This is a genomic window from Acinetobacter sp. Leaf130 (assembly GCF_001423205.1).
GTDB classification, from domain to species: Bacteria; Pseudomonadota; Gammaproteobacteria; order Pseudomonadales; family Moraxellaceae; genus Acinetobacter; species Acinetobacter calcoaceticus.
Window position 1 is genome coordinate 1,933,395 of sequence record NZ_LMOE01000001.1, and the last position, 13,668, is coordinate 1,947,062.

Below are 13,668 nucleotides of genomic sequence, written 5' to 3' on the forward strand. Positions count from 1 at the left end.
AAGTAGAGCTTTTTCATGCAATTTTCCCACCTATCTCAAAATCACACTTTTTTTGATGATTTCATCATCTAGCAACCTATAAAAAATATTCTGAAATATTGCATCATTCTCAAGGTTACATTGAGTACTTTTTCTATCACCCAGACATTACGTTTTTCTCATGTTCTTTTTAAATCTTTATTGCCAAGTTCCTATAGTTGAATAATACCGGTTTCTTGTCGCCCACCTTAAGAACAGGATAAAATATACTCAGAAAAAATAAATCAAAGCTAGAACAAGGAGTGTGCCATTAATGAAATCCATTACAGAATGGTTTGATGAATATAGCGAAAGCCATCAAAACCCAACCAACAAACAAATTCACTGGCTCTGCGTTCCTGCCATTTTATTTTCTATTATTGGAATCATTGCCCATTTCAGCGCTTTACTCACAGCTCTATTACTTGTACTAACTCTCGTATTTTATGCACGTTTAGATCTTGTACTTGCTGTTGCAATGGCTGCTTTACTGGTGGTTATGGCGTGGCTTATTTACACCCTACCTGTAGGAGTAGGATTTTATATCGCTATTTTTGTAGTTGCTTGGGTTGGACAGTTTTATGGCCATAAAATCGAGGGCAAAAAGCCATCTTTCTTTAAAGATTTACAATTTCTACTGATTGGACCAGTTTGGTGCATGGATGCCTATTTAGGAAAAATCTTACCTAAATGGAAAAGCAGACAAAAACATGCTCTTTCCTAATTATTAAATTAAAGCTGGATCATCTCGATTCAGCTTTTTACATTTTACTGATTTATTAGAAAATTTATAAAATAGAAAAAAACTAAACTAGCGATAACACTTAAAAGTACTCTTTTTAGATAAATGGAAATTACAATACAAAAGATTGCTGCATAAATATAAGAATTATCTAAAACTCCTTTTAAATTATCGCCATCAAAAAAAACAACCGGAATACAAATTGCTGTTAATAAACAGGGAGCAGAATAATTAAGCATCTTATTCATAATAAGAGGCAGTTTAATTTTAACGTTAGGCTCTAAAAAATAATAACGATTAAAAAAGATGATTGCTGCCAAGCCTAAAATCATGAACCAGGACATATTATCGCTCCTTCTCTATTTTTTCAGTTAACACAGCAACCAACATCCCTAGTAATCCTGAAAGTAAAATCGCCCCTTCAACCTGATAAAATTTAAAGAAAAATCCGCTAAAACAGGTCATTAGCACACCAGCAAGTACAGGCAACCCCTTACATAACGGTACGATCATAGCAACAAAAATAGCCACAATTGAAAAATCTAAATGATAATTTAATAAATCAGGAATCACTGTTGCTAAAAGTATTCCTACCAAGCTAAACACTACCCAGAATAAATAAAAAGATAGGCCTGCACCCAACAGGTATTCTGACTGCCTTTTTTCACCGGATGCACACACCGCAAATAATTCATCTGTTAATAAAAAACCCAAACTTAATCGTTTAGAAAGAGGCAAAATAGAAATGTCATTTCTTAAAGTTAATGCATAAATAAAATGCTGAGCTGTTAAAAAGAAAATCGTCACATAAATTGTAAAAGTGGATGCACCTTCCATGACCATGCTTAAGCTAACTAATTGCGCTGCTCCAGCAAAGACAATTCCTGACATCGCAAGCGCCTTATAGAAAGATAAACCTGCATGAATTGCCATAGAGCCTGCTAAAATTGCCCATGGAATAACAGAAATTGACAACGGTAAAATATCCATTGCACCGCGCAAAAAAAGATAGGATGGCTTATTTTTTGGAAACTCAACCGACTGATTAAGCTGAATATTCATATATAGAATCCAATATAAGAAGCATTTCTATAAAATGCTTGATGAAAGCCTACTTATATTGAATAAAATTGCTGTAAGTAAATTTTTAATAATTTAGTTATTTAGACTAGCTACATATTGAGTTGGTGTCACTCCCATTGCTTTTTTAAAGTGGCGATTAAAATGGCTTTGATCAGAAAAGCCACACTGCTGTGCCACCATCGCAATTTGGTCACCCTGTTTTAATAATTGCCTTGCTTTTTGTAAGCGTGCTTGAACAAGCCAGGCATGAGGTGGCAAGCCCACATATTTTTTAAATTGTCTTAAGAAATGCCATGCACTCAAGCCCACCATGTCAGACAGATCTTGCAAAGAAAAATTCGTTTCAGGCATTTCTACCAGTAACTCTTTAACTCTTAATATTTTTGAATATGCCTCTGGCAGCTCACAAAAAGTCTGATTTGATTTACCATGTCGCTTCATTAGACAGGCTAAAGTAGACAAATACATTGTTTCTTTGAGTAAGAAATTATCTTTTTGTTCTAACAAATCAAAGAGTAAACAAAGTTGTTGGGCCAAACCCAAGTCACGAATCACAGCTTGAGGAAACCACGGCGCCCCATGCGGATTTTCAAAAAAATCTTGGCTAACTTCTGCCAACATTTCAGGTGTGGGATAAATCGCCCGATATCGCCAACCCGACTCAACAGCAGATGAACCCGTATGAATCTCGTCAGCATTTACTAAAATAATATCGCCTTTAGGAGCTACATGTAGCTGGCCTGTCCTAAAAAAAGACTGTGCGCCCTCTTCAATCACGCCAATACAATACCCTTCATGAGTATGCTTCGAAAATTGCGTTTGGTGATAATGTGCTTTTAATAACTCTAAACCGCCCAGCTCTCGCACATGCAGATAATCGGCTTGCTCCCGCTGCATAAATACGTCTCATCCATTCAATAAAAAAACCATAACATGTTTTAGGAAACTGAATAGAATAAAATTGCTCTATAAAAAACTATCTCTTTATTCGTTTATTCGGCTTTATTGATAGATTTGCCCATCATGTTTGAGCCAACCGCTTTGATGACGACTTTGTGGATCACGATGAGTCCAGTGCAATACACCACCTTTAGGGTTGTATTCATATTCGCCATAAAATTCTACCATGTCACCTTTTTTTAAATTAGGAATTTTAGGAGCTAAATCGATATTATGTGCGACTAAAATTGAAAGGCCATTTTTTAATACAAGAATAAATTTCTGGTGTCTCGACCCATCATTATCATCTTTTAAAATTGCTTTTACCCGACCACTTCCCTGCACCTGAACATTACTTTGTCTCTGCTCATGAGCAGCTTTTATGTTGTCGACTCCATTACTTGGTAATGTAGTTTCTGTATGCCGAGCTTCGGGTATGGTTGATGACGGTAATTGATTTTGCTTATGCCCAGATAAATCCAGACCAAAATATCCAGCAACCAATAAAATAATGACACTGCCAATACTAAGATTTTTTTTATTTATCATTCTAAGCCCTCATTTTAGTCGAGATAAAAAAAGCCCCAAAGGGGCTTTTTTTATCGTGATACGAATTACTTCGCAGCAGCTTGAGCAGCAGCAACTTCTTCAGCGAAGCTAAGTTCTACTTTTTTCTCGATACCTTCACCAACTTCAAAACGTACGAAGTTAGCAACATTAGTACCAGTTGCTTTTAATACATCAGCAACTTTTTTGTCGTTGTCGATTACGTACATTTGACGATCAAGAGCAACTTCGTTCAAATATTTATCAACAGAACCAGTTACCATTTTTTCAACGATATTAGCTGGTTTGCCAGATTCTAACGCTTTCGCTTCAGCAATTTCTTTTTCTTTAGCGATAAGGTCAGCAGGAACAGCTTCAGCATTTACAGCTACTGGGTTGAATGCAGCAATGTGCATTGCAATACCTTTACCAGTATCAGCATCACCTGTATAAGAAACTACAACACCGATTTTTAAACCGTGTTTGTAGATAGCCAAGCTTTCGCCTTCAACGATTTTCGCGCGACGAACTTGGATGTTTTCACCGATTTTTTGAACAAGTGCAATACGAGCTTCTTCAACTGTTTGACCGTCTGCTAATTTTAATTCAGCGATTTTAGCAGCATCAGTTTCACCAGCGGCTAATGCAGCAGTAGCAACAGCTTTTGAGAAGTTAGAGAAGTTTTCGTCTTTAGCAACGAAGTCAGTTTGACAGTTAACTTCAACTAAAATTGCTTTGTTGCCTTCTTGAACGATTGTGATTGCACCGTCAGCAGCAATGTTACCTGCTTTTTTAGCAGCTTTAGCTTGACCAGATTTACGAAGGTTATCAATAGCAAGCTCGATGTCACCGTTCGCTTCTGTTAATGCTTTTTTGCATTCCATCATTGCAAGACCAGTACGGTCACGTAATTCTTTTACCATGCTTGCAGTAATTGCAGTCATGTTGATCTCCTAAAATCGGTAGAAAATAAATCTTTTCAACAAAAACGGCCCAAAGAAACTCTGGGCCGTTTGCACTCTCGACGCTTAATTTGCCACCATTACATGTCGCAAAAATGACAAGCCTGCGTCAAAACGCATTAAGCCTCAGAAGCGTCTTTCGCAGCGTCATCGCCTTTTGCTTGAGCGTTCGCTTGAGATTGAGCGTATTCTTTACCAGCAAGAATTGCGTCAGCCATAGCTGAAGCATATAGAGTTACTGCACGGATCGCATCGTCGTTACCCGGAATAACGTAATCAACGTTGTCTGGGTTAGAGTTTGTATCAACGATACCGATAACAGGAATACCTAAGTTCTTCGCTTCTTTGATTGCAATCGCTTCGTGATCAACGTCGATTACAAATAATGCGTCAGGTAAACCACCCATGTTTTTAACGCCGCCTAAAGAGCGCTCAAGTTTTTCCATCTCACGAGCACGTTCTAAAGCTTCACGTTTAGTAAGCTTAGCAAAAGTACCATCTTGAGATTGAGTTTGAAGATCTTTTAAACGGTTGATAGATTGGCGAAGTGTTTTCCAGTTCGTCAACATACCACCTAACCAGCGGTGATCTACATATGGTTGACCAGCGCGTTGAGCTTGTTCACGGATGATGTTAGAAGCAGCACGTTTTGTACCAACAAACAAAACTTTGTTCTTTTTGCTTGCTAATTGGTTAGCGAAGTTCAAAGCATCATTTAACGCAGGAACAGTGTGCTCAAGGTTGATGATGTGAATTTTGTTACGCGCGCCAAAAATGTATTGACGCATTTTTGGGTTCCAGAAACGTGTTTGGTGACCAAAGTGCGCGCCAGCTTGAAGAAGGTCGCGCATGCTTACGTTGTAATCTGCCATTTTCTTTACCTTAAAGTTTGGGTTAGGCCTCCATATATCCGCATTCTCCACCCTTTTACAGGCACCCAGAGTAATGTGACGATATATGTGCGGATTTTTTACCCCATCTATCAAAATTGTTCGTAAAAGATATTCACGAAAAGCATTTGATAAAATGGGCGGCTATTTATACCATAGACACTTGTAAATTACCAAAAGTTTTTAGAGATCATGAACAGTACTTATACAGCTCCACGTCGATTAATCAAAACTCCAGATGAAATTGAAAAAATGCGCATTGCAGGACGACTGGCGGCTGAAGTTCTAGAGATGATCAAGCCCTATATTAAGGCAGGTGTAAGTACACTTGAACTTGATACCATTTGCCGTAACCACATTGAAAATGTACAGCATGCTATTCCTGCCTGTGTCGGCTATGGTGGCGCTCCTGGACGCCCTGCTTTTCAGCACTCTATTTGTACTTCGGTTAACCATGTTGTCTGTCATGGTATTCCCTCTGAAAATAAAATCTTAAAAAATGGTGACATTCTTAATATTGACGTAACTGTGATTAAAGATGGCTATCACGGTGATACCAATATGATGTACGTCATCGGTGGCGAAACTTCTATTTTAGCTAACCGTCTATGCAAGGTTGCTCAAGAAGCCATGTACCGAGGTATGGCAACTGTTAAAGATGGTTCATATTTAGGTGATATTGGCCATGCAATCCAAAAATATGTCGAATCAGAACGTTTTAGTGTAGTGCGAGAATATTGCGGTCACGGTATTGGAACTGTGTTCCATGATGAGCCTCAAGTATTACATTATGGTCAAGCCGGTACAGGTATGCGTCTGGAAGCAGGTATGACTTTTACCATTGAACCTATGGTAAATGCAGGCGTATGGCAAACTAAACTGTTAGGCGACAAATGGACGGTTGTAACCAAAGACCATAAACTTTCAGCTCAGTATGAACATACTATTTTAGTCACCCAAACAGGCATTGAAGTCTTGACTGCACGCCCTGAAGAAGACTTATCTCGCTTCAACTAATCATTTAATTACATTTAATAAAAGGCTACTTTATGTAGCCTTTTATTATTCATTATGTATTTTTAATTAATAAATATTGCTAAATATAAACAATTATTTCAAAAAAATTACAATTATTAATTTTTAATACACAATCTTTTTAATAAAACACGGTATGGTTGGCTCAATAAAAATCAGTAAACAAATGCCGGACATGGAGTCCTTTTATGATGAAAAAGTCATTATTTTGTATGACAGCTGCCTTTTTTGCTCTGCCAACAGTCACCTCTGCCGCGTCTCCATATTTTAGTTTAAAAGATGGTGATGGCTTCAAACGTTTTTCAGTCTCTGCTGGTCCTTTATATGTCAAGCCTACAGGAAAAGCTCAGCCTTTCAGAATTAATACATCTGTTAAAGAGAATGAGAAATCCAAGGTTGGAGATATTAAAGTAAAAACTATCCAAGACAATATTTCAGATGATAATAGTAATATTGTGCTTGAAAAACTTATTGACACTCTTGGTGGATTAGGTGCTGATGAAATTCCATCTTGGTTAAGTGGAACTGCTGAAATCCGCGGTTTAAGTCAATGGGAGGCAGAGAATACTGGGTTAGAGGCAGATGACGTTACTACCTTAGGGCTCATGAGTAATTATTTCTTTACCGACAACATTTCCTTAGAAGTAAAAGCAGGTATTCCTCCTAAAGTTGATTTACAAGGTAAAGGTAAAATTTATGCTCCTTTTTCAGCTACCGCTACACCAGCGGGAGGAATTGCTGGTTCTATGGAGCTTAATAATAATATTTTTATTACAGATCTTGAGGCCCATGGAAGTGCTGCATCAGCCCGTGCTTGGACACCAGCATTTGAATTGCAATATCACTTTGGCAAAACAGGCGTAAATAAATTTAGACCTTATGTAGGACTAGGTGTGATGTATGCCTATTTCAGCGAATTAGAAATGAACCCTGAAATTGAAAATGACTTAGTTAGTGCAGGTCATATGATTGTGAATATTAAAGATGGTAAATCAGGAGCAGCTTTAGAAAGAAAAACTAGCTCTGGTGATCCAAAAGTAGACCTTGAAGCATCCGATGCAATTGCTCCAGTAGCAACCTTAGGATTTACCTATGACTTTAATGACAAATGGTACGCTGTAGGTTCTGTCTCTTATGCTCACTTAAAAACAGACACGACCATTACAGTGAGTGACGCCAAGTATGGTGAATTAATCAATGCAAAAGCGGACATCGAAATTAACCCAATTTTAGGTTACGCCGGTATTGGTTACCGCTTCTAACTTCTGCGCCATATAAAGCTATAAAAACTTATGCACGTTTTTATAGCTTTCTTTCAATCTATAAACATCTACAAATTGCTTCTTTTTAAATCAAAATGCTAAAAAAATGAGCATTTTTTATAAACACAACAGATAAAACTAACTCCCTATACTCCTATAACCCTCCTCTCGTTTCGATCTTCTTTTTTTAGTTATTTTTATCTTCACAAACTAACTTAATAAAATTAGAAAGTAATTTTTCCTTTTTAGTAAAATTCATTTTTTGGCACGCCCTTTGCTTTATTCATAGCATAATGAATCACCGCTGATTCAATGAATAAACCAAGACGGCCAACGATGTCCGCTCTGATCGGTCTGCAGATAGGCAACTTATTGCCATGCAAATTAAATTTCGTTCAGTTCAGGGGGACGGCGTATGTCTTCAAATGTAAATCTAGATGCAAAAAAAGCAACTGAGATTAAATTATTCAGTTTTTCAACTCCAGCAATGCGTGCCTTCCACATGACATGGCTCGCTTTCTTTGTATGTTTCTTCGCATGGTTTGCGTGTGCACCATTAATGCCCGTTATTAAAGGTGAGTTTGGATTAACAAAAGATCAAATTGCCAATATTAATATTGCTGCTGTTGCCATTACGATTTTAGTTCGGCTTATTGTCGGACCACTCTGCGACAAATATGGTCCACGTATTACTTACACCACCCTCCTATTAGTTGGCAGTATTCCAGTATTTGGTGTAGCTGCTGCCAATAGTTATGAATCTTTTCTGTTCTTTCGCTTACTCATTGGCGCAATTGGCGCAAGCTTCGTAATTACGCAATACCATACAAGCGTTATGTTTGCTCCTAACGTTGTAGGCACAGCAAATGCAGCGGCGGCTGGTTGGGGAAATGCTGGTGGGGGTGCAACTCAAGCATTAATGCCTTTATTGCTCGGTGCCATTGTGATGTTTGGTGTTGAGCAAACTATGGGCTGGCGTGTGGCATTAATTGTACCCGGCATAATGATGGTTATTGTCGGCATCCTTTACTGGAAATTAACTCAAGATTGCCCTCAAGGGAACTTTAAAGAAGTTCGCGCGCAAGGCATGGATGTTGGTAGTGGTAAAAAAGGTGGTACAGCAATTTTAATGCAAGCTGCTCGCAACTACCGTGTCTGGATTTTATTTGTAGCCTACGGCGCATGCTTCGGTATTGAAATTTTTATTCATAACGTTGCAGCAATGTACTATGTCGATCAGTTCAAAATGGATCTGAAAACCGCTGGTTTAACTGCTGGGATATTTGGTTTACTGGCATTATTTGCTCGTGCACTTGGCGGGATCATTTCCGATAAAGTTGCACTCAAAAAAGGATTAGATGGTCGTACAAAAGTACTCGTACTCATGATTTTAGGTGAAGGTTTATTCTTAATTCTCTTCTCACAAATGAATGTGGTTGCTCTTGCAATCATTTCTATGACCATTTTTGCACTGTTTACTCATATGGCTTGTGGTGCAACTTATGCACTCGTACCATTTATTGACCGTAATGCATTAGGTGGCGTTGCAGGAATTATTGGTGCAGGTGGCAATGTGGGTGCTGTCGCAGCTGGTTTCTTACTCAAAGGATTGCTTGATGTTCAAACTTGCCTGTTTATTTTAGGTGGTCTGGTTATGGTCGCAGGCTGTAGTGTAATTTTGATTCGCTTCACCACCGAACATAAAGAAAAAGAACAAGTTCTTTTTGAACAAGCATTACTTGAACGTAATTCCGCAGCTTAATTTTTATAAGAAGCAGAGATCAAATTGGCTCTGCTTTTTCTCTTTTTGCATAAAGCAATACAATCCCTACTAACTCTTTAGCCCGCCTTAAATATTCTCTCTAAATATATCGATATTACTCGATATATCTTCTACAATAAATCATCACATTATTATAATTTTCTATTAATCATGACTAAAACTGGCAAGCAATTTTCTCAGCCCCTCATCTATATGTTGATTGGCAGTGCAATTATTCTAGCTCTTTCCTTAGGAGTCAGACATGGTTTCGGACTCTATCTAGTACCTATGAGTCATGAGTTTGGTTGGGGGCAACATGTTTTTAGCCTTGCTATTGCTATGCAAAACCTGATCTGGGGATTCGTTCAACCTTTTACCGGCGCAATCGCAGACAAATATGGCAGTCGAATTGTTGTCGCAGTCGGTGGCATGCTCTATACCCTCGGCTTACTCTTAATGGCTTTTAGTTCAAGCGTATTAATCTTAAATTTGAGTCTAGGGCTAATTATTGGCTTAGCTTTATCAGCAACCTCATTTACAGTTTTACTCAGTGCAGTAGGTCGAGCTGCTCCACCAGAAAAAAGAAGCATGGCAATGGGGATTGCCAGTGCAGCAGGTTCTTTTGGTCAATTTATTATGCTGCCATCCACCCTGCTCTTACTTAAAACGGTGGGATGGTCAGCAGCCCTAATGGTGAGTGCGCTATTAATTGCTTTTATTATTCCACTAGCGCTTATGTTAAAAGGGTCAAGCAATCAAACACCAAAAGCAATTACTCAACCTCAACTCACATTTAAACAAGTGCTTAACATTGCCAGAAAGCATAAGCCCTTCTGGTGGTTAGCTTTAGGCTTTTTAGTTTGTGGATTCCAAGTTGTCTTCTTAGGCGTTCACTTGCCAGGTTATTTAATCGACCATGGATTTGACGCGGCTACTGGCACTGTATTTCTGGCATTAGTGGGGTTATTTAACGTAGTAGGAACTTACGGTGCTGGTTGGTTAGGAGATCGTTTCTCAAAGCCTAAACTATTAATGGCACTTTACGGCAGCCGTGGCATCGCGATCATTGCCTTTTTACTATTACCTTTAAGCACTTATACGGTATATGCTTTTGGCGTCATTATGGGCCTTTTATGGCTCTCTACAGTTCCGCTCACAAATGGCATTGTGGCAAATATGTTTGGGGTAAAATATCTATCGATGCTGAGTGGTATTGTGTTTTTCACCCATCAAGTCGGTTCTTTCTTTGGTGGATGGCTTGGCGGCGTTAACCATGACTTAACAGGTAATTACAATGCGATTTGGTTATGTTCTATAGCCTTAAGTATACTAGGGGTAATCGTACACTTCTTTGTTAATGAGGAGGCAGTTATTCATGACGCATAATGCCTTACTTTTGAAAACAATTATGACTTTTATCATAGCTGTGCTTTTGGTGCTTTCTATAATTTTATGGAAACAAACACCAGATTTATTTGAATATTTTAACCAAGCGTTTTGTGCCCACTAAAATATAAAGCACGTAAATCACTCCTCAGAACTGTCATAAAAATATAAAAATCGTATGATCTAATGCAAATAAAAAAGCCCGCAGATTTGCGGGCTTTTTTATTGAAAACTTATTTAAAATCAAAACAAGCGATTCATACCATTGAGCGCAGCTACGCGATATGCTTCAGCCATTGTTGGATAGTTAAATGTCGTTTCAACAAAATATTTCAAGGTATTGTTTGGGCTGTGCATAACTGCTTGCCCAATGTGGATAATTTCAGCAGCGTTATTACCAAAACAGTGAATACCTAAAATTTCCATAGTGTCACGGTGGAAAAGAATCTTTAACTCACCCACCGTATCACCCGTAATTTGTGCACGAGCTAAATGACGGAAAGATGCTTGACCAACTTCATACGGAATTTTCTCTTCCGTTAATTCCTGTTCATTTTTACCAATTGATGAGATTTCCGGAATGGTATAAATACCTGTAGGAATATCACGTACTGGTTTAGCATCTTCACCACTCATGTTTGCGCCAGCACAGCGCCCTTGGTCATAAGCAGCCGAAGCTAATGAAGGCCAACCAATCACGTCACCAGCAGCATAGATGTTTTCAACTTCAGTTTGGTACTGATCATTTACTGAAAGTTGACCACGGTTGTTTGGTACTAATCCAACATTCTCAAGACCTAAACCTTCCGTATTACCTGAACGGCCATTACACCAAAGAATGGCATCGGCTTTAATCTTTTTACCACTTTGTAAGTGTAGAACAACGTGGTCATCAAACGTTTCAAGATGATCCATTTGTTCATTGTGACGAATCAAAACACCTTGTTCACGCAAGTGATAAGACAAAGCATCAGCAATTTCATCATCTAAATAACTTAATAGTTTTTGCTGAGTGTTAATCAAGTCAACTTTATGGTCTAAACCAATAAAGATTGAGGCATATTCACAGCCAATAACACCTGCGCCGTAAATAATGATTTTTTGAATTGAGTAATCAAGATCAAGAATTTTGTCCGAATCAAATACGCGAGGATGGTCAAAGTCGAGACCTTGCGGATGATAAGGACGACTACCTGTCGCAATCACAACTTGTTTACAAATAATTGTTTCTTTAATGCCTTCATGGCTAAAAACTAAAACTGTATTTTTATCTTGAATATATGCACGCCCGTGGAATACACCGATCTTGTTACGATCATAAAAGCGTGTATGTGTATCAACCTGTTGTTGAATCACTTTATGTGCATTACGCAAAACCTGTTTCATGGTGAACTGTTTCCATTCACCTACTTTTTGAAACATTGGATCACGCTGATAGCGGATAATACTAGAAACTGTTTGACGTAATGCTTTACTTGGAATGGTTCCTACATGTGCGCAGTTACCACCGAGTTGATCACGCACATCTACAATTGCAACACGCTTACCCGCTTTTGCAAGCTTCATTGCCGCGCCTTCACCTGCAGGTCCAGAACCGAGAACTACCGCATCGTATTTAACGAAATTCCCACTAACGACCTCTTTTTTACGTGGCATTGAAAGCTCCTTCCTCTCTTGAATGACCATATTTTATAATAGATTATGACTAATATGCGGTGAATTTATGTATTTCTCAACCCTATATTTCTGAATAACCACATTTATTATATGAATAGTTATTTTCCGCTATTAACTGAAGAACTTCGCTATAATACAATGTCAATGTCTCTATAAACGAGTGGAAAAGTTAAATATGTCAGAACACCGTAAACCTGAACAGGGTGTAAAACTTCGTGGCGCAGAAAAAGTCGCAAGAATTCCTGTAAAAGTTGTACCTACGGTTGAAGTGCCGCGTAAACCTGACTGGATTCGTGTCAAGATGACGGCACCAGAAGAAGTTCAGCGTATTAAAACGACTTTACGTGCTCAAAAACTCCATACCGTTTGTGAAGAAGCAGCTTGTCCTAACCTCCCAGAATGTTTTGGGGGCGGTACAGCAACATTCATGATCATGGGTGATATTTGTACACGCCGTTGCCCTTTCTGTGATGTTGCACATGGTCGTCCAAATGCGTTAGATGCTGACGAACCTCGTCACATGGCAGAAACCATTTCCAATCTGAAACTCAAGTACGCAGTAATTACTTCTGTTGACCGTGATGACTTGCTTGACGGCGGTGCACAACACTTTGTGGACTGTATTAAAGAAGCTCGTGCGCTTAGTCCAACTACATTGCTTGAGATTTTAGTACCTGACTTCCGTGGACGTATGGATATTGCTTTACGCATTATGACCGAATGTCCGCCAGACGTATTTAACCATAACATTGAGACTGTACCTCGCTTATATAAAGCAATGCGTCCAGGTTCAGACTATCAACATTCTTTAACCTTACTCAAAATGTTTAAAGAATATTGCCCAGATATCCCAACAAAATGTGGTTTGATGGTGGGTATTGGTGAAACTGAAGAAGAAGTCATTGCATTACTTGATGACTTACGCGCTCACGATGTTGACTATGTCACTATTGGTCAATATTTACAGCCTTCTAAACAACACGCACCAATTGACCGCTTTGTAACACCAGAAGAGTTTGAACGTTATGCAGAGCATGGCCGCAAACTTGGTTTTAGAAATATTTGGTCTGCACCAATGGTTCGTTCAAGTTACTTTGCTGATCGTCAATATCATGGTGAACCAGTACCAGAAGTTCGTCGTAAAGTAGATCCTGCTAAGAAAATTGCTGTTCAGGTCGTCGAAGCTTAATAAATTAAATATCTATAAAAAGCCCTCTGTATTAGAGGGCTTTTTATTTGTATAAGAAAATCAATAACATTTCTTGACAAATCAATAAAATAACCCCTTACACTTTCACTCAAAAATATCTTATACCTAAAAGTACGATATATCCCTGCTCTAGCATATACATCAATATTTGCGACA

13 protein-coding genes are annotated in these 13,668 nt (G+C 38.5%); 6 read left to right on the top strand and 7 right to left on the bottom strand.

What is annotated here, in order from left to right:
• The first annotated feature begins 292 nt into the window (after positions 1–292).
• Positions 293–742: a DUF962 domain-containing protein gene (locus ASF86_RS08725; protein ID WP_004643497.1), complete on the top strand. Its 450-nt coding sequence runs from the start codon at positions 293–295 to the stop codon at positions 740–742.
• Between the two features lie 44 nt (positions 743–786).
• Here the strand turns inward: ASF86_RS08725 and ASF86_RS08730 are convergent, their stop codons facing one another.
• The 6 genes from ASF86_RS08730 to rpsB all read right to left on the bottom strand — a co-directional run bounded on the left by ASF86_RS08730 (position 787) and on the right by rpsB (position 5,162).
• Positions 787–1,104 carry an AzlD domain-containing protein gene (locus tag ASF86_RS08730; protein ID WP_045430063.1) on the bottom strand — a complete coding sequence of 106 codons (318 nt, stop codon included), beginning with the start codon at positions 1,102–1,104 and terminating at the stop codon, positions 787–789.
• A gap of 1 nt (position 1,105) precedes the next feature.
• On the bottom strand, positions 1,106–1,822 hold the full coding sequence (locus ASF86_RS08735; protein ID WP_056481182.1) for an AzlC family ABC transporter permease: 717 nt from the start codon (positions 1,820–1,822) through the stop codon (positions 1,106–1,108).
• 93 nt (positions 1,823–1,915) lie between these two features.
• The gene (locus tag ASF86_RS08740) at positions 1,916–2,740 is read right to left on the bottom strand and encodes a helix-turn-helix transcriptional regulator (protein WP_056481184.1); all 825 of its coding nucleotides are present in this window, start codon (positions 2,738–2,740) and stop codon (positions 1,916–1,918) included.
• A gap of 105 nt (positions 2,741–2,845) precedes the next feature.
• The gene (locus ASF86_RS08745) at positions 2,846–3,331 is read right to left on the bottom strand and encodes a DUF3465 domain-containing protein (protein ID WP_056481186.1); all 486 of its coding nucleotides are present in this window, start codon (positions 3,329–3,331) and stop codon (positions 2,846–2,848) included.
• Between the two features lie 65 nt (positions 3,332–3,396).
• The gene (tsf, locus tag ASF86_RS08750; RefSeq protein WP_017391947.1) at positions 3,397–4,272 is read right to left on the bottom strand and encodes a translation elongation factor Ts; all 876 of its coding nucleotides are present in this window, start codon (positions 4,270–4,272) and stop codon (positions 3,397–3,399) included.
• A 137-nt stretch (positions 4,273–4,409) separates the two neighbouring features.
• On the bottom strand, positions 4,410–5,162 hold the full coding sequence (gene rpsB / locus ASF86_RS08755; protein ID WP_002118204.1) for a 30S ribosomal protein S2: 753 nt from the start codon (positions 5,160–5,162) through the stop codon (positions 4,410–4,412).
• Positions 5,163–5,372: 210 nt separating this feature from the next.
• On the opposite strand from rpsB, the gene map reads away from it, so the two are divergent.
• The 4 genes from map to ASF86_RS08775 all read left to right on the top strand — a co-directional run bounded on the left by map (position 5,373) and on the right by ASF86_RS08775 (position 10,625).
• Positions 5,373–6,197: a type I methionyl aminopeptidase gene (gene map / locus ASF86_RS08760; protein WP_004643502.1), complete on the top strand. Its 825-nt coding sequence runs from the start codon at positions 5,373–5,375 to the stop codon at positions 6,195–6,197.
• Between the two features lie 206 nt (positions 6,198–6,403).
• A complete protein-coding gene (locus ASF86_RS08765) occupies positions 6,404–7,477 on the top strand; it encodes an OmpW/AlkL family protein (protein WP_056481188.1) in 1,074 nt (357 codons plus the stop codon).
• Between the two features lie 415 nt (positions 7,478–7,892).
• Complete coding sequence (locus ASF86_RS08770; protein ID WP_056481190.1) at positions 7,893–9,239, top strand: MFS transporter; 1,347 nt, start codon at positions 7,893–7,895, stop codon at positions 9,237–9,239.
• Between the two features lie 171 nt (positions 9,240–9,410).
• Positions 9,411–10,625: an MFS transporter gene (locus ASF86_RS08775; protein ID WP_056481192.1), complete on the top strand. Its 1,215-nt coding sequence runs from the start codon at positions 9,411–9,413 to the stop codon at positions 10,623–10,625.
• 243 nt (positions 10,626–10,868) lie between these two features.
• On the opposite strand, the gene sthA is transcribed toward ASF86_RS08775, so the two are convergent.
• The gene (sthA, locus tag ASF86_RS08780) at positions 10,869–12,281 is read right to left on the bottom strand and encodes a Si-specific NAD(P)(+) transhydrogenase (protein WP_017387960.1); all 1,413 of its coding nucleotides are present in this window, start codon (positions 12,279–12,281) and stop codon (positions 10,869–10,871) included.
• 196 nt (positions 12,282–12,477) lie between these two features.
• Between sthA and lipA the strand changes: the two genes are divergently transcribed.
• Positions 12,478–13,491: a lipoyl synthase gene (lipA, locus tag ASF86_RS08785; protein ID WP_003650609.1), complete on the top strand. Its 1,014-nt coding sequence runs from the start codon at positions 12,478–12,480 to the stop codon at positions 13,489–13,491.
• Positions 13,492–13,668: the final 177 nt, after the last annotated feature.